The organism is Pseudomonas sp. BF-RE-22 (assembly GCF_019956155.1).
Lineage (GTDB): Bacteria > Pseudomonadota > Gammaproteobacteria > Pseudomonadales > Pseudomonadaceae > Aquipseudomonas > Aquipseudomonas migulae.
This window is the reverse complement of record NZ_JAHBDD010000086.1, coordinates 207,626-223,633: the sequence shown is the minus strand read 5'-3', so window position 1 is coordinate 223,633 and position 16,008 is coordinate 207,626. Positions and strand designations below refer to the sequence as shown.

Annotated in this window: 15 protein-coding genes; 4 read left to right on the top strand and 11 right to left on the bottom strand. The window is 61.5% G+C overall.

Annotated features, from left to right (window positions below):
• Window positions 1–82 precede the first annotated feature (82 nt).
• Window positions 83–1,180 (bottom strand): PLP-dependent cysteine synthase family protein, encoded by a 1,098-nt coding sequence (locus tag KGA82_RS28290; RefSeq protein WP_177318900.1) that lies wholly within the window; start codon window positions 1,178–1,180, stop codon window positions 83–85.
• Window positions 1,181–1,415: 235 nt separating this feature from the next.
• On the opposite strand from KGA82_RS28290, the gene nhaA reads away from it, so the two are divergent.
• Window positions 1,416–2,597, top strand: coding sequence for a Na+/H+ antiporter NhaA (gene nhaA / locus KGA82_RS28285; RefSeq protein ID WP_008034612.1), 1,182 nt, complete (start codon window positions 1,416–1,418; stop codon window positions 2,595–2,597).
• Window positions 2,598–3,153: 556 nt separating this feature from the next.
• On the opposite strand, the gene KGA82_RS28280 is transcribed toward nhaA, so the two are convergent.
• Window positions 3,154–3,618, bottom strand: a complete 465-nt coding sequence (locus KGA82_RS28280) for a glycine zipper 2TM domain-containing protein (protein ID WP_223453236.1) — start codon at window positions 3,616–3,618, stop codon at window positions 3,154–3,156.
• 168 nt (window positions 3,619–3,786) lie between these two features.
• Between KGA82_RS28280 and KGA82_RS28275 the strand changes: the two genes are divergently transcribed.
• A complete protein-coding gene (locus tag KGA82_RS28275; protein WP_008040840.1) occupies window positions 3,787–4,023 on the top strand; it encodes a hypothetical protein in 237 nt (78 codons plus the stop codon).
• 5 nt (window positions 4,024–4,028) lie between these two features.
• Here KGA82_RS28275 and pdxH read toward each other — a convergent pair whose 3' ends face one another.
• The 5 genes from pdxH to dinG all read right to left on the bottom strand — a co-directional run bounded on the left by pdxH (window position 4,029) and on the right by dinG (window position 11,930).
• On the bottom strand, window positions 4,029–4,676 hold the full coding sequence (pdxH, locus tag KGA82_RS28270) for a pyridoxamine 5'-phosphate oxidase (RefSeq protein ID WP_008031656.1): 648 nt from the start codon (window positions 4,674–4,676) through the stop codon (window positions 4,029–4,031).
• A gap of 24 nt (window positions 4,677–4,700) precedes the next feature.
• A complete protein-coding gene (locus KGA82_RS28265; protein WP_223453235.1) occupies window positions 4,701–5,690 on the bottom strand; it encodes an OmpA family protein in 990 nt (329 codons plus the stop codon).
• Between the two features lie 114 nt (window positions 5,691–5,804).
• Entirely contained in the window at window positions 5,805–6,950 is a 1,146-nt protein-coding gene (locus KGA82_RS28260) for a serine hydrolase domain-containing protein (RefSeq protein ID WP_223453234.1), read from the bottom strand.
• 229 nt (window positions 6,951–7,179) lie between these two features.
• Window positions 7,180–9,690 (bottom strand): beta-agarase, encoded by a 2,511-nt coding sequence (locus KGA82_RS28255; RefSeq protein WP_223453233.1) that lies wholly within the window; start codon window positions 9,688–9,690, stop codon window positions 7,180–7,182.
• Between the two features lie 95 nt (window positions 9,691–9,785).
• Window positions 9,786–11,930 carry an ATP-dependent DNA helicase DinG gene (gene dinG / locus KGA82_RS28250; protein WP_008031664.1) on the bottom strand — a complete coding sequence of 715 codons (2,145 nt, stop codon included), beginning with the start codon at window positions 11,928–11,930 and terminating at the stop codon, window positions 9,786–9,788.
• Window positions 11,931–12,029: 99 nt separating this feature from the next.
• On the opposite strand from dinG, the gene KGA82_RS28245 reads away from it, so the two are divergent.
• Window positions 12,030–12,494, top strand: a complete 465-nt coding sequence (locus KGA82_RS28245; RefSeq protein ID WP_008031665.1) for a CopD family protein — start codon at window positions 12,030–12,032, stop codon at window positions 12,492–12,494.
• A gap of 144 nt (window positions 12,495–12,638) precedes the next feature.
• Here the strand turns inward: KGA82_RS28245 and KGA82_RS28240 are convergent, their stop codons facing one another.
• From KGA82_RS28240 to KGA82_RS28225, 4 genes are all read right to left on the bottom strand, one after another.
• A complete protein-coding gene (locus KGA82_RS28240; RefSeq protein ID WP_223453232.1) occupies window positions 12,639–13,397 on the bottom strand; it encodes a collagen-like protein in 759 nt (252 codons plus the stop codon).
• Entirely contained in the window at window positions 13,390–13,668 is a 279-nt protein-coding gene (locus KGA82_RS28235) for a DUF1145 domain-containing protein (protein WP_008031667.1), read from the bottom strand. The genes KGA82_RS28240 and KGA82_RS28235 overlap by 8 nt, the downstream gene beginning before the upstream one ends.
• A 148-nt stretch (window positions 13,669–13,816) precedes the next feature.
• On the bottom strand, window positions 13,817–14,536 hold the full coding sequence (locus KGA82_RS28230; protein WP_223453231.1) for an OmpA family protein: 720 nt from the start codon (window positions 14,534–14,536) through the stop codon (window positions 13,817–13,819).
• A gap of 89 nt (window positions 14,537–14,625) precedes the next feature.
• Window positions 14,626–15,321, bottom strand: coding sequence for an OmpA family protein (locus KGA82_RS28225; RefSeq protein ID WP_008031669.1), 696 nt, complete (start codon window positions 15,319–15,321; stop codon window positions 14,626–14,628).
• A gap of 189 nt (window positions 15,322–15,510) precedes the next feature.
• Between KGA82_RS28225 and KGA82_RS28220 the strand changes: the two genes are divergently transcribed.
• Entirely contained in the window at window positions 15,511–16,008 is a 498-nt protein-coding gene (locus KGA82_RS28220) for a DUF6231 family protein (protein ID WP_008031670.1), read from the top strand.

The window sequence follows — 16,008 nt, the reverse complement described above, 5'->3', positions numbered from 1 at the left end:
GAACGATAACGCGGACATTCAGACAGACCGCGTTATCGTTCTTCGCGGGCAAGCCTCGCTCCTACAGGGGCGTCGTTAGCCGTTAGATGTTGGCGCGCAGCACGGTCGCTGGAAGCGGCTCGCCGCGCTCGACACTCGCTGCCACCGCCGCCATCAACCCACTCAACTCATACCCCTGCGCCTTGAGCCAGGCCTGATCGTAATAACTGGTCTCATAGCGCTCGCCGCCATCGCACAGAATCGCCACGATCGACCCCGTTTCCCCCGCCGCCACCATCTGTTGCGCCGCCATCAACGCACCAATCAGATTGGTCCCGCTCGACCCGCCCACCCGACGTCCCAAACGCTGCGCCAGGTAATGCATGGCCGCCAGTGACAGATCGTCCGGCACCTTGACCATCGCATCGATCACCTTTGGCAGAAACGACGCCTCGACCCGTGGCCGACCGATGCCTTCGATCCGCGAACCGTGATCCAGGCGAAGACTGGCATCGCCAGTCAGGTAGTAATCGAAAAACACCGAGCGCTCGGCATCGGCACACAGCACACGAGTGCAATGCTGGCGATAACGCACGTATCGCCCGAGGGTCGCCGTGGTGCCGCCGGTGCCGGGGCTGGAAATCAGCCAGCTCGGCTCCGGGTGCTGTTCAAAACGCATCTGATGGAAGATCGATTCGGCGATGTTGTTGTTCGCCCGCCAGTCGGTGGCGCGTTCGGCGTAGGTGAACTGATCGATAAAGTGCCCGTCGTGCTCGCGCGCCAGGCGCTCGGATTCGGCATAGATCTGCGTCGGATCATCCACCAAATGGCTCTTGCCACCGTAGAACTCGATCTGCGCGATCTTCTCTTTGGAGGTGGTGGCCGGCATCACTGCAATAAACGGCAGGCCGAGCAAACGGGCGAAGTACGCCTCGGAAATCGCCGTCGAACCGCTGGACGCTTCGATCACCGGCGCGCCGGGTTTAAGCCAGCCGTTACACAGCGCATAGAGGAACAACGAACGCGCCAGGCGATGTTTCAGGCTGCCGGTGGGATGGCTCGACTCATCCTTGAAATACAACTCGATGCCCGGCAACCCCGGCAGCGGCAAGGGGATCAGGTGGGTGTCGGCGCTGCGCTGGAAGTCCGCTTCGATGATCCGGATGGCTTCCCGGGCCCACTGTCGGTTGTCGCTCATGATGGTTTTCTCGTTGAGTCGGCCTTGGCACAAGGCTCAGCCCACAAGCTTAGGAAAAATCCGACATCGCGCACAGATACAGCTGAGCTTCAATACGTCCGGCAACTGCTAGGCTCAGGTCCGTGTCGCCTTTCGCGCTGTAACGGCATATAACAAAAAAGAATATAACTTTTGTTTTAACAACTAACGGTACGGGTTAGGGTGTGCCACCTTTTTGATTATTCGATGGAGAGCGACCTTGCCTCTGCGTAGCACTTTCACGCGTTTCTTTCAGTTGGAAGCTGCCAGCGGTCTGTTGTTGATCGCCGCAGCAGCCCTGGCTTTGATCATCAACAACTCCCCGTTGTCGTGGCTCTACAGCAGCTTTCTGGACACCCCGGTGGTGGCTCAGGTCGGCGCGCTGCAAATCGCCAAACCGGCACTGCTGTGGATCAACGACGGCCTGATGGCCCTGTTCTTCCTGCTGATCGGCCTGGAAGTAAAGCGCGAAGTCCTCGACGGTCAGCTGTCGAAGCCTTCACAGGTGGTCCTGCCCGGAGCTGCGGCGATTGGCGGCATGGTCGTGCCGGCGTTGGTCTACTGGTTCTTCAACCGTGACAACCCCGCTGCGCTCGGTGGCTGGGCCATTCCGATGGCGACCGACATCGCCTTCGCCCTCGGCGTCCTCGCCCTGCTGGGCAAGCGTGTGCCGGTGTCGCTGAAACTGTTCCTGATGACCCTGGCGATCATCGACGACCTCGGCGCGATCATCGTCATTGCGATCTTCTATTCCGGCGCGCTGTCGACCCTGTCCCTGGCGTTGGCCGCGGCCTGCATCGTCGCGCTGATCGCGATGAACCGGCTCGGCGTGGTCAAGCTCGGGCCGTACATGATCATCGGTTTGATCCTGTGGGTGTGCGTACTCAAAAGCGGTGTCCACGCCACGCTGGCCGGCGTAACCCTGGCCTTCTGCATTCCACTGCGCACCAAAAACGCCGAGCCGTCGCCGCTGCTGACGCTGGAACACGCCCTGCACCCGTGGGTCGCCTACGGCATCCTGCCGCTGTTCGCCTTCGCCAACGCCGGCCTGTCCCTGAGCGGCGTGACCGTCGAAAGCTTCACCCATCACGTGCCGATGGGCATCGCGATCGGCCTGCTGCTGGGCAAGACACTCGGCGTGTTCGGCCTGACCTGGCTCGCGGTAAAAACCGGCATCGCCGCCCTGCCCCAAGGCGCCAATTGGGGCCAGGTGCTGGGGGTTGCGATCCTCTGCGGGATTGGTTTCACCATGAGTTTGTTTGTCGGTTCCCTGGCGTTTGAACCGGGCGTCAGTGAGTACGCCGGGATGGACCGGATGGGGATTTTGACCGGGTCGATATTGGCAGCGTTGATTGGATATGCGGTGACGGCGGCGGCAAGTCGCAAGCAAGGCGAGCGCTAATCCTGAATGGTTGTGGTGGCATCGCTCGCACATTAACCCTGTAGGAGCCGGCTTGCTGGCGATGGCGATGGCGGTGGCGGTGGCGGTGGCGGTGGGTCAATCAACCTGTTTATTGACTGGACGGACGCCATCGCCGGCTAGCCGGCTCCTACAGGAAATCGCCATACGCTTTTGCTTTTCACCACTCAGCAGGCCGAGCGTTAGCTCGCCTTCAGCTTTTGATCTGAGCGCCCCCTCGAGAGGCCGAGCGCAGGTTCTGCGCAGTGGGCAACCCGGCATGGATGCCGGGTTAGCCGCGCACGGCCAAGGATGGCCGATCGCGGCGGGCCCACGGAGCAGGACCGGAGCGAGGGCATGGCGAGCATTAGCGAGCCACCGAACGAAAGGGGCAAAAGCGCTTGGTTACTTGGCGCTTCTCCAAGTGACTCGCCGTAAGGGCGAAACCGATGGAAGCCGTTACCGCAGAAACGGATATCCCCCCAATCCAAAACCCCGCCTCAAAAAAAACCCCAACCAGCTCACGCTGATCGGGGTTTTCTTTTACCCGCTTTCCCGCTTAGTGCGTAACGCGGCTCGTACCATCTACAGTAGCAATCCGCACCCGCTCACCCACACGGAACACTTCATTCTCCTGAACCTGCTGCACATAGGCACGCATGCTGCCGTCGTCTTCACGAACGGTGATTTCCACACCTTGGGTACGGGTCAGGCCTTCTTCAGTGGCCGAGCCGATCAGCCCGCCAGCCACGGCGCCGATGACTGCAGCGACGATGCTGCCTTTACCACCGCCGATGGCGCTGCCGCCAACACCACCGACCGCCGCGCCGGCGAGGCCGCCGATCGGAGTCTTGGTGCCTTCGATTTTCACCGGACGCAGGGATTCGATGGTGCCCATGCGAACGGTCTGCACACGACGCGCTTCGTCACGGGAATAGGAGTCACCGGTCAAGCTCGATTGGCAGCCAGTGAGCAACATTGCCATCGTGGAAAAGGAAGCAACCAGCAGAACAGACTTACGCATAACATCAACTCCAAAGGACAGGTAACCATTAAACTCCGCAGCTTGACGTGTGTCACGACGTCGCCCCGATAATATTGGTTTGATTCAGGCCCGGTACAGGGACCTCCACGAACTCATCAAACAGTAGCGGCAAATGACGAGATCTGCGCCGCTGCCCCAAGGATTTTCATGGATTACTTCATCATTGTCGTCACCACGGTCGCCGGCCTGTACTTCCATGGGTGGTTGTACGTACGGATCAAACGCTGGATGGACCGCGATATGGCGCTAGCCCTGGCGGGGAGCGATGAGCAGAAAAGAGCCTACATGCTCCAGCAACTGGCGAACGCTCAAGCGCAGAAAATCAAGCGTCGGGACCTGCCGCAGTGGCTGGAGGCCGCTGCCGCAGGCTATCCCGGTCGGTAGACTGCTCAGGGCGCCAGACGTTCAAGAATCCAGTCGGCGCCTTGCAAACGATAGTTGAGGCGATCGTGCAGGCGGCTCGAACGGCCCTGCCAGAATTCGATGCGCTCAGGCAGCAGACGATAACCGCCCCAGTGCTCAGGGCAATGAGGCTGCGTATCGCTGAAACGTTGCTCGGTGTTCTTGAGCAACGCTTCCAGCTCGGCGCGATCGGCGATCACGCGGCTTTGCGGCGAAGCCCAGGCACCAAGGCGACTGCCCAGCGGCCGGACCTGGAAGTAGGCATCGGACTCCTCAGGCGTGACCTTCACCACCCGACCTTCTACACGGACCTGACGCTCAAGGGCCGGCCAGAAAAACGTCATGGCCGCGAACGGGTTCGCGGTCAGATGCTGGCCCTTGGCGCTGTCGTAGTTGGTGAAGAAGGTGAAGCCCTGCGCATCCAGGCCCTTGAGCAGCAAAATGCGGCAATGCGGCCGACCGTCCTGGTCGACGGTGGCCAGGGTCATGGCGTTGGCTTCCACCGGCGGCTGCTCGGTTTTCACCGCGTCGGCAAACCACTGATGGAACAGCGCGAACGGCTCGGCCGGGGCTTGTGCCTCGGTCAGGCCGTCTCGGGTGTAGTCGCGACGCATATCAGCCAGGCCCTGGGTCATGGCGCATTCCTTTTGGTTAACGAATCACTTTTTCACAGGATCGGCGACAACGACTTTTTTGTCAGCTGCCGCGGCTTTGGCCGGCGTGGTCTTTTTGGCCGGCGTCGCGGTTTTAGCCGGAGCCTTCTTGGCGGCGGCTTTCTTGGCCGGCGCTTTTTTCGTGGCAGGTACAGCGGCTTTCTTCGCGGCCGGTGCCGGGGTGACCGGCTTGGCCACTGGCTTGACGTCCTGGGCAGCGACCAGTTTCACCGGTGCAGGAGCTGGCATGTTGTACTTGCTCAACAGCGCAACCATGGTGTTTTGCGGAGTCACCAGCAGTTCGACACGACGGTTCAAGGCACGGCCTTCAACGCTGTCGTTAGCCGCACGCGGGGCTTCGCCGCCCATGCCGCGCAGCATCAGGCGATCACGCTGCAGACCGCTGAGGCGGAAAATCGCCGCCACGGCTTGTGCGCGTTCCTGGCTCAGTTTCACGTTGGCCGGTGCGGCGCCCGAGGTGTCGCTGTGACCCAATACCAGCACGGCGGTCTTCGGATCGACTTCAAGGATTTTCGCAACGCGAGTGAACGGGCCGAGAGTCACCGGCAGCAACATGGCCGGACGGTCCGGGTTGAACGAACCTTCTACTGGCGCGGTGACCACCAGCACGTTTTCACGGCGCTCGAGTTGCAGGTTGCTGTCCTTGATCGCGGTGCGCAGGCGCGGTTCGTAATCGTCGAGCCAGGCCTGAGTGACTTTAGGGTCAGGCATCGGCACGACTTTGGCCGTGCTCTGCTCTTTGCCGCCGAACGGCCACCACCATTTGCCACCGGCGTCGGCTTCAACCTTGGCAACCGGGGCCACCTCGGCAGGCTTCACAGGTGCCGGCGCGGGAGCCGGCTCTTTCGCCGCGACTTTGTCGGAGGAACCGAACGGCCACCAGCTGCTGCCATCCGAATCATTTTTTGGTGTCTGCGCACAACCGGTAACAGCGACACACAGGGCCAAAGCGAGGGTGGTTTTATTGAGTGACATTGGAAATCCACAAAAAAGAAGTCATAAAAATTCAGGCCGGCATGACCCGGATAAACAGACGGTTGGAAAACATAAAGGCTTTCGGGTTCCGGCCCTGGAACCCTTCAGCGCGTTTTACAGACAAGTGGCCAGTACCCGCGCGAGCTTTTGCGCGCGCGGATCCATCAAGACGTAAGGCCCCAGTGTATTTGTCACAAAACCGAAGGCGACATCGTGTTCAGGGTCAGCAAAACCGATGGAGCCGCCAGCGCCCGGGTGACCGAACGCACGTGGGCCGAGACCGTATGTGGCGTTCGGGACATCCGGTTGATCGAGCATGCAACCCAGACCGAAACGGGTCCGGGTCAGTAAAGTCTTGTCTTCGCCGAGGCTGTGTTCGCGGGTCAGCTCATCGAGCATCTCGCTTTCCAGCAGGCTGCCGTCGAGCAGCCCGGCGTAGAACCCGGCCAGGCTGCGGGCATTGCCGTGGCCGTTGGCCGCCGGTTGTTGCATGCGCCGCCATTCCGGTTTGTTGGTGCTGGTCAGGACCGACGGCGGGTTAGTAAAGGCCCGCGTGGTCATGGCCGTCGGTTCACGCATCGTCACTTGCAGCAGACGCTGGGCCGCGGCATCGCCGACGTTGCCCTTGCCACGGGCGATGTGCGCCACGCGATGGAATTCTTCATCCGCCAGACCGACGTGAAAATCCAGGCCCAACGGTTTGGCCACGCGGGCCACAATGGACTCGCCCGGCCCACGGCCGTCGGCACGGCGCAGTAACTCGCCGACCAGCCAGCCATAGGTGATCGCGGCATAACCGTGACCGGTGCCCGGCGTCCACCAAGGCGATTCGGCGGCCAGCGCATCGACCATGGTTTGCCAGTCGTAAAGCGCTTCCGGAGCCAGCAACTCGCGCAACGCCGGCAAACCAGCCTGATGGCAGAGCAGTTGACGCAAGGTGACGGATTCCTTGCCGGCGGCAGCGAATTCGGGCCAATAGCGGGCAACCGGGGCATCCAGTTGCAGCTTGCCTTCGGCGACCAGTTGCAGGGCGGTGACGGCGGTGAAGGTCTTGGTGCAGGAAAACAGGTTGGCGATGGTGTCGCTGTGCCAGGCCTCATGGCCATCCTTGTCGGCGGTGCCGGACCAGAGGTCGAGAACGGTTTCGCCGCCGACCTGGATGCACAACGCTGCGCCACGCTCCTGGGGATCGTCGAACAACGCCGCGAACGCTTCGCGAACCGCTTCGAACTTAAGCTCGTAATGACCCTGAATCTGCACCCGCTACTCCCTCGGACAAACGTTCTACAAAGTGGCCGGCATTGTTCCAGCCATTGATGGTTTTGGGAACAGGGTTGGGCCGGGCGGTCGGATTGCCGATCTATTGGATCTGGAATTCATGGTGTTTTTGAGGACGCCTTCGCGGGCAAGCCTCGCTCCTACAGGAGCACCACCGAACCTGTAGGAGCGAGGCTTGCCCGCGAAGAACGATAACGCAGTAGATCAGGCCTTAATGACCATTCCCCGAATGCCCACCCGCCTGCCCGGCGCCCTTCCCCGGGCCCTTGCCGGCTTCAGCTTTTCGCCCGCCTTCGGCATCGTGGCTGGCTTTATCCGCTTCAGCCTTGGCCTTCTCGGCCTCTTTGCCCAACTGATCAACGGCCGCCAGGTTGCTCTTGCGCACGCTTTCGACGAAGCCCTGAAACGGCAGATCGGTAATGCCGACCAAACCAAAGTGCCCGTTTTCACCGTCCAGCAGACGACCGGTCACCGGTTGATCGAGGTACTGGAACCAGTGCGCGCCGACAATCGACGGCTCGCTCAGTGCCTGTTTCAGGAAGTTGGCGTAAGCCGGGCCACGATCCTCTTCCTTCGCCAGTTGCGTCACGCCGCCCCAGAACGGGCCGCGATCGGCCGAGCCGAAGTTGAATTCGGTGATCAGCACCGGTTTGTCCAGGCTGCGCAATTTGGCGAAGTCGTAACCGTCTTGCGGTTGCAGGGTGTACATGTTGAAGCTCAGCACATCGCAATACTGCGCACAGGATTCCACGGCTTCCGGGGTGCTGATGGCGAAACGGCCGCCCAGCAGCAGCTGATTCGGTGCGTGCCACTTGAGCGAGTCGGAAATGGTTTTGAAGTACGTGTCAGCGAAGACCTTCTGGAAGTATTTGAAGTCGGCTTCGATTTCCGGGTACTCAGCACTTGGCAGCGGCGGCACGAAGCCCGGGTCTTCCATCAATTCCCAAGCCGGCAAGTCGATGCCCCAGGCTTTGGACAGGCCTGCCTGATTGCGGTACTTGTCGCGCAGTTGCTTGAGGAACGCGCGTTTGGCCGGCACGTCGGTGGTCATTTTCAAGGTGCCGTAGGCCAGCGCGTAGCGGGCTTTCGGGTCGTCACCAGGACCGGCCCAGGCCAGTTCGTTGTCGGCGAAGTAACCGATCAGCCAAGGGTCGTCTCGATGATCGCGGGCGGCGATGGCCACGGCGCGCTCGGTGGCCATGGCGAAACGCGGGTCGAACGGGTCAGGCATGCCGCCCCACCAGTCGGTGCCGGTGCTGATGCTGGCGTAATCGCCGACGATCGACAGCGGCAAGGTGTAGGGCACGCGGTCCGCGTTGCCCAGCTCCGGGGCGCTCCAGTTGCCGATGGTGTTGAAGCCCCAGGCTTGCAGGCGATCCAGGGTGTGGCTGGCCCAGCGTTGTTCATCAATCACGGCGGTGCAAGGTTCGGCGGGTTTCTGCTCGACCGCTTTCGCGACGGTCGCGTCCTCTGCGCCGGCCTTGGCGGCTTCGGCAACACCGGCTTCGGCCGTGGAAGGAACGACGGGTTGTTCAGCGGTCTTCTCGACCGTCGCCTCAACCGCGTCGGCCTTGGCCGCTTCGGCAACACCGGCCTTGGTGTCGCTGCCCGGTGTGCAAGGGGCGCCATACAGACGCTGCAGGTTCGCGCCATAGAAATCGTACCAGCGCCCGGCGTTGTAGCCTCGGCCCTGATCGACGCCATTGCCACCCCGGTTGTCGCCTTCGCCAAAGTGACTGGCCAGCGGTTCTTCGGGTTTAGGCAGCGATTCGAACATCCACTCGCGACCGGCGATGTAAGTCTGGTTGACGTCCGGCGCAACGGTGTTGACCCCGAGCGAATAAAAAGGATGGCCTTCCGGGGTCACCAGATACCAGCGACCGTCACGTTTCTCGCTGCGGAAAAAACCGCTGGCCTTGAACGTCGGGCCTTTTATCCAGCCCCCGAATTTGTCCAGCGACGACTTCTCGCGCTCGGCCAGCCAGGTTTTGGTTTGTTGCTGTTCCTTGGCGGCGGCGCTTTTCAGTTGCTCGTCGCTGCCGACCTTCTCCGGCCACTTGGTCCGGGTCGACTGACCGAAAGCGTCCACCAGGCCGCCATAAACGGCTTGGGTGACCGCCTCGCCTTCCTGCACGCCAAAGCGTTCCAGCAGGATACTTTGCGCGACTTTCGGCTGATCCATCGACAACGTCACCGACACCACCTGGCTGCGATCCAGCTCACCGGCGCTGCTGGCCAACAGGATGCGTTGACCGTCGACAGTCATCGGCATCGGCGGACCGGCCTTCATGCCCAGGCTCAGCGGCGAGCTCGGCTGCAACGGCACCAGCAGCGTCTGCGCAGGGCCGGCCGGCAGATCGACGCGGCTGATCAGCGTCTTGCCGTCGTTGCTCTGGATTTTCACGTAGAGGGTCACGGCCCAGTTCATTGCGCTTTGAATACGCAGGCTCATCACGCCGGACTGCGACCAGTCCCAGGCCCCGGTTTGCGGGGTCAGGCGCAGGGTTGGCTGGGCCACCGGGTTGAACGTCACCCGGCGCAGCACTTCGCCTTCGGCCGTTTGCTCTGCATTGGATTGCGGCAGGCTGGCGTCCTGAGTCGCCACCTGGACCACGTCGGCGGGGCGCACAAAGTTGAACAGCGTCTGCTGGCCTGCGGGAGCGGCGAGCAAAGGCGTGGTGAACAACAAGGCAAAAACAGCAGGCAACGAACGGCGAATCATGAGAACGAAAATCTCCCTAACGACCAACAATGGCCAGTGGAAAAGCGATGGCAGAGAGATAGACAACGCGGTGGGCAGATTTGCCCACCGTCGTATCAGGAAATTTCTCGACGGAATGGCGGCAACGCATTGAGGATCGCTTTGCCGTAACGCTGGGTGACCAGACGCCGGTCGAGCAAGGTGATGGTGCCGCGGTCTTCTTCGGTTCGCAGCAAGCGACCGCAGGCCTGGACCAGTTTCAGCGAGGCGTCCGGTACGGAGATCTCCATGAATGGATTGCCGCCCCGCGCTTCGATCCACTCGGCCAGTGCCGCTTCGACCGGATCATCGGGCACCGAGAATGGAATCTTCGCGATCACCACGTGCTCGCAGTACGCACCGGGCAAGTCGACCCCTTCGGCGAAACTCGCCAGGCCGAACAGCACGCTGGAATCGCCGCCATCGACGCGCGCCTTGTGCTTGTTCAGGGTTTCCTGTTTCGACAGGTTGCCTTGAATGAACACTTGCTTGCGCCAGTCGCGGTCGAGACCGTCGAATACGTCCTGCATCTGTTTACGCGAGGAGAACAGCACCAGCGTGCCGCGCGAACCTTCAACCAGTTGCGGCAGGTCACGAATGATCGCCGCGGTGTGGGCCGCTGCATCACGTGGATCGGCTTTCAGGTCCGGCACCCGCAGCACGCCGGCATCGGCGTGATGGAACGGGCTCGGGACCACGGCGGTCACGGCTTTTTTCGGCAGCCCGGCACGCATGCGGAAGCGGTCGAAGGTGCCGAGTGCAGTCAGGGTCGCCGAAGTCACCAGCGCGCCGTAAGCCACGTTCCACAGATTACGCCGGAGCATTTCCGCCGCGAGGATCGGGCTGGCGTTGACTTCGATGTCGAACAGCGAGCCGCTTTCGGCCAGGGTCAGCCAGCGCGCCATGGGCGGGTTGTCTTCCGGGTCTTCGGCGGTGAATGCGACCCACAACTCCCAGTTGCCCGAAGAGCGCGACAACAGGCTGCCGAACAGCGGATACCACTCTTCGGCCTGGTTGCTGGCGATGCCGATGTTGACCTCGCCGTCCATGCCTTCCTTGAGCAACTCGGTAAGCCGGGTAAACAGGTCTGTGAGACGGGCAAACCCCTTTTTCAGCTCGATGCCCATTTCACGCATGTGCTCGGGAATCACCCCGCCGACGAAGCGGTGACGTGGCCGTTCGCGACCTTCGACGTCTTCGCCGGGTTTGAAATCGGCAGCCTGTTCGCAGGCGGTAAACATGAATTGCTGCTGGGTCTTGATCTCACGGGCCAGTTCCGGCACCTGCTCGATCAACTTGCCCAGATCGCCCGGCAGCGGATGCTGGGCGAGCAACTTGGTGAGGTTCTTGGCGGTGGTTTCCAGCCAGTCGGCGGTGGAGCGCAGGCGCGTGTAATGGGCGAAGTGGCCGATGGCCTTGTCCGGCAGGTGGTGACCTTCGTCGAACACGTAGATGGTGTCGCGCGGATCGGGCAAAACGGCGCCGCCGCCAAGGGCCAGGTCCGCCAGGACCATGTCGTGGTTGGTGACGATCACGTCAACCTTGCCCATGCCTTCGCGGGCCTTGTAGAAGGCGCACTGGCCGAAGTTCGGGCAATGGCGGTTGGTGCACTGGCTGTGATCGGTGGTCAGGCGCGCCCAATCGGCGTCTTCCAGGGCGGTGGACCAACTGTCGCGGTCGCCGTCCCACTTATTGCCGGCGAGCTTCTCGATCATGCTGGTGAACAGCTTCTGACTGGCCTCATCGACCTCGATCTTGAAGCCTTCTTCTTCGAACAACTGCGCGGTAGCGGTTTGTGCGTGACCTTCCTGGAGCAACATGTCGAGCTTGGACAGGCACATGTAGCGCCCCCGGCCCTTGGCCAGGGCAAAGCTGAAATTCAGCCCGCTGTTGCGCATCAGGTCGGGCAGATCCTTGTAGACGATCTGTTCTTGCAGGGCCACGGTGGCCGTGGCGATCACCAGGCGTTTACCGGCGGCTTTCGCAGTCGGGATCGCCGCAAGGCTGTAGGCCACGGTCTTGCCGGTACCGGTGCCGGCTTCCACCGCGACAATCGCGGGGTCGCCACTGCGCCGGCCTTCGTCGTCGGTGTCGATGTCACCGAGGACCTTGGCAATTTCGGCGATCATCAGGCGTTGGCCGTAGCGCGGCTTGAGGCTCTTGGCTTCGAGAAAACGCGAGTAGGCGCCCTGGATCGTGGTTTTGAGTTCAGTGCTGATCATGGATTGTCGGGCGCAAAAAACGCTGGATAAATTTTCAGTGGTTCGGTTCGGCGGCTATCATACCGCGCTAATTAATCCCGCGCAGAACGGAGTACCCCAATGACACCTTTTGGCATCGTTTACACCCTGCATGTCCTGTCCGCCCTGGTGTGGGTCGGCGGCATGTTTTTCGCCTGGATGGTCTTGCGTCCGGCCGCGATGAAGGCGCTGGAAGGCCCGGCCCGGTTGAAGCTGTGGGTAGAAGTGTTTCAAGGTTTTTTCCGCTGGGTCTGGATCGCGGTGGTGCTGTTGCCGGTCAGCGGTGTCGGCATGATTCATTTGCAGTACAGCGGTTTCGAGGCCGCGCCACGTTATGTGCAGGTGATGATGGGCTTGTTCGTGGTGATGACCGCGCTGTTTATCCGGATTCAGGCGTTGCTGTTGCCGGAATTGCGCACGGCGGTGACGGCGCAGGATTGGCCGACGGGGGCTGCGGTGCTGGGGAGGATTCGCCGGTTGGTGGGGATTAATCTGATTGTGGGGTTGGTGCTGGTGGCCATCGCCTCGGCTCGGCCGATGTTCTAAAAGCTAAAAGCTTCGCGGGCAAGTCGGATCGCCGCACCGCTCGCTCCTACAATGGACAGCGTGATCCCTGTAGGAGCGAGCGGTGCGGCGATCCGACTTGCCCGCGAAGGCAATCGTTCAGACGACGAAATTGTCCGAAACCACTTACAACCTTTGAACCGTCACCGAACCCGCCGCGCCTGCAGGCCCCGGCTGGCCGTCAACGCCAGGCTTGCCGCTCTTGCCGCCATCGGCCTTGTAGACGAAGCACCCCTTGGCCTTGCCACCCGCCCCCGGCTTACCGCCAGGACCGGCCAGACCACCCGCACCGCCGGCGACCTGAACCTTGATCTGCTCCGCCGGATAATCACGCGGCACTTCCAGCCTGACCAGCGCACCCGGCGCACCCGGCTGACCGTCGCTGCCATCGCTGCCATCGGCCCCGCGACCGGCCTGGCCCCAGGTGCAACCCGGTGCCTGACCATTGGCGCCGTCGAGGCCGACAAACCCCGGTGCACCTGCGCCGCCGCGAGCATCAACCACCAACTGCGGTGCATTCAGTGCCTTGATCTGCACATTCAGGTTACGTCCCGAGCGAGCCGCCTTGAGGTAAGTACCCGGTGCACCGCGAGCGGTAATCTGGCTGCCTTCGGACAATTGGGCGCGGCTGACCTTCAACTCCAGCGCCGTTTCGCCGGGCACGATGGCGATCCGCGCTTCACGCCCCAGGCGCAATTCGCCGACGCTGACTTCGGTCACGTTCGAGGGAATCAGCAACGTGCCGTAATCGGCCACTTCCAGGCGTTCCAGCTGCAAGGTGCTGGTGGTATTGGGCAAGCGCATCAGCGAGTTGGTTTCGACGCTGACCACCTGGGCGCAGGCGAATGGGCTGACGAGTGCGGCGAGCAGACAGAGTTTACGCATGGGAAGCCTTCGGTACGGCAGGAGCCGGAATGGTTTGCAGGTGGAAAACACCGAAAAAGACAATCTTCAAGCGATCACGCCAAGGGTGGGCGCGGCCCCGGAGACTGCGGAAACAGAACACCGCCTCAAGAAGATGAAGGAACGCCAGCAGGCCGCCGGCCAGATTGACCAACAGGTGCAGCGGATTGACAAAGGGCATCAGCAGATTGACCAACACCACCAGCCAGAACAGCAGGGTCAACAGCTTACCCAGCCCCCAAAACACCTTCATACGCCCCCCCGTTGAGAATTATTCTTTGCACGCACAGTAACGGCTTCCACGCGGGATAAGCCAGAGGGCAACGGAAAATTCTTCATGAAGGCCGCCGAATGGCCGTCGGCGCCACTGCAATCATTGGCCGACGGCTCTATCACGGGGCTCAGCGATTGATGTGCAATTCCACGCGACGGTTTTTCGCGCGGCCTTCTTCTGTTTCGTTATCGGCCACCGGCGCGCTTTCGCCCCGGCCTTCGCTGGTGAGTTTGCCGGGCGCCAGGCCCATGCCCAGCAAGTAAGCGGCCACGCTGCTGGCGCGTCGCTCCGAGAGTGCCTGGTTATAGGCGTCGTCACCCACGCTGTCGGTGTGGCCGATCACTTTGATGCTGACCACATCGGCGCTTTGCAGTTTGGGTATGAACGAGTCCAGCTGACTTTGCGCCGAGGGTGTCAGGTCGGATTTGTTGAACGCAAACAACACATCGCCCGCATCGCTCAGGGTGATGACTTCAGATTGTGCAGGTTCAGCGGGATTCACACTGGCCGGGTATTGCGGCAGCGGACAACCGTGATGTTCGACCGGAGTATTGGCCGGCGTATCCGGGCAGCGATCGCGTCGATCGAAGACACCATCGCCATCTTCGTCGCCATCCTGCGCGTAGCAGATCAGGCCACCGGTCAAGATACCAAGCGCCGCTCCGCCGGCCGCCCAACCGCCACTTTCGATAGCGCCCAGGCCACCACCGACCAGGCCACCGATAACGCTGCAGATCGGCCAGGTACGTTGATTGAGGGGGGCAGTGCCATCGCTGTGAGTAGCGCAACCGGTCAACAGGCTGCCAAGCAGCACAACCGGCCAGACGGTCCGTGTGAGAAGGCTCATGGTGAAAGCTCCTGTGTTACCGGCCGACGCCGGTTACACAGGAGTAAAGACCCGCATCCGTGACTGCACAAGCCACGGATGCGAGGGATCTAGCGTTGGATTTTGATTTCGGTGCGACGGTTCTGTGCACGGCCGTCGGCGGTTTTGTTATCGGCCACCGGCTGACTTTCACCGGCACCGGAAACAGACACGAAGTTGCTGCGCGGCACGCCTTCCTGAATGAGGTACTCAACCACCGAGTGAGCGCGTTTATCCGACAGTTTCTGGTTGTAGGTATCACTGCCCACGCTGTCAGTATGGCCAGTAACGGTCAACTGAGCAGTAGGGGCTTCAGCTTTCAAACGAGTGGCGATCTTATCGAGCACCTGTTTGTCAGAAGGGGTGAGTGTGGCTTTGTCGAACTGGAAGTGAACATCGCGGATGACGATGGTTTCTTCCTTGACCACAACCGCCTCTTCAACCACTGGCGCAGGGACTGGTGGTGGGCAACCGTCGGCATCGACCTTCACGCCTCTAGGCGTGCCCGGGCACTTGTCGCGGCTGTCCGGCACGCCATCGCCGTCTTCGTCGCCATCACCGTGAACCCAGCAATAGGCAGCGGCCGTACCGCCAACCAGCAGAGCGCCGTACCCTGCCCATGCCGAGCTCTCGGTCGCGCCGAGACCCGCACCGATTACACCGCCGACTGCCGCACAGGTCGGCCAGTCGGTTTTCTGCAAACCTGCGCAACCAGTCAACACACTGGTTAGCAGAACCAAGGGTAATGCTGTCCGAACTATGCTCATCTAGTTTTCTCCTGAGGGATCGGCTTAGAACCGATTCAGGTAGTAAAGACCCGAGCTTTAATCTCCGCCAGCAATAGGCCATTGCAGTTTTATCCAGTGTTCACGGCTGATCGACACTTTTAGCGCGACGGCGCTCTATATCTGGACCTTCGGGCAGGCTAGTCTTGGCGCTCTGATTGAGGAACTTCGATGATTTCAGGTATTTCTTCGCGCACGCCCCAGCAGGCGCTGGCCGCTTTGCTGGATCGTTATGCCCCGCTCCGCCTGTTGCTGATCGGCGCGAGCGAATTCCCCGCGCTGGAAGCATTCAAGCTGGCGCACCCGGACACCTGCGTCGCCCACGCGGCGCCTGGACCGTTGCCGGCCGAACTGGCGGCGCGCCGATTTGATCTGGCGCTGGTGGTCGATTGCCTCGAACACTTGCCCAAACGCGATGGCCTGAATTTGCTCGGCGGCATCCGCAACCTCAATGCCAGTCGCATTGCGGTGCTGGCGGATTTGCCGGCCAGTGGCTGGCAGGAGACAGATTTTTTCTCCCTGGCCCTGCAAGCCAGCGAACGCTTCCAGCGCGACGAACAAGTACTGACCTTGTTCACCTACGATCTGCTTGACTACAAACAAGTCCCCGACTGGCTCAACTCACGGTTCTGGGCCAATCCGGAAAACTTCGGGAAATACTGGTGGTAA

What these genes read in the sequence shown, in the direction of transcription:
- KGA82_RS28245 (WP_008031665.1), top strand. Translation starts at nt 12,030, where the DNA reads ATGACACCTTTTGGCATCGTTTACACCCTGCATGTCCTGTCCGCCCTG.
- pdxH (WP_008031656.1), bottom strand. Translation starts at nt 4,676, where the DNA reads ATGACCCAGGGCCTGGCTGATATGCGTCGCGACTACACCCGAGACGGC.
- KGA82_RS28230 (WP_223453231.1), bottom strand. Translation starts at nt 14,536, where the DNA reads ATGAGCCTTCTCACACGGACCGTCTGGCCGGTTGTGCTGCTTGGCAGC.
- KGA82_RS28255 (WP_223453233.1), bottom strand. Translation starts at nt 9,690, where the DNA reads ATGATTCGCCGTTCGTTGCCTGCTGTTTTTGCCTTGTTGTTCACCACG.
- KGA82_RS28275 (WP_008040840.1), top strand. Translation starts at nt 3,787, where the DNA reads ATGGATTACTTCATCATTGTCGTCACCACGGTCGCCGGCCTGTACTTC.
- KGA82_RS28225 (WP_008031669.1), bottom strand. Translation starts at nt 15,321, where the DNA reads ATGAGCATAGTTCGGACAGCATTACCCTTGGTTCTGCTAACCAGTGTG.
- KGA82_RS28280 (WP_223453236.1), bottom strand. Translation starts at nt 3,618, where the DNA reads ATGCGTAAGTCTGTTCTGCTGGTTGCTTCCTTTTCCACGATGGCAATG.
- KGA82_RS28265 (WP_223453235.1), bottom strand. Translation starts at nt 5,690, where the DNA reads ATGTCACTCAATAAAACCACCCTCGCTTTGGCCCTGTGTGTCGCTGTT.
- KGA82_RS28235 (WP_008031667.1), bottom strand. Translation starts at nt 13,668, where the DNA reads ATGAAGGTGTTTTGGGGGCTGGGTAAGCTGTTGACCCTGCTGTTCTGG.
- KGA82_RS28240 (WP_223453232.1), bottom strand. Translation starts at nt 13,397, where the DNA reads ATGCGTAAACTCTGTCTGCTCGCCGCACTCGTCAGCCCATTCGCCTGC.
- dinG (WP_008031664.1), bottom strand. Translation starts at nt 11,930, where the DNA reads ATGATCAGCACTGAACTCAAAACCACGATCCAGGGCGCCTACTCGCGT.
- KGA82_RS28220 (WP_008031670.1), top strand. Translation starts at nt 15,511, where the DNA reads ATGATTTCAGGTATTTCTTCGCGCACGCCCCAGCAGGCGCTGGCCGCT.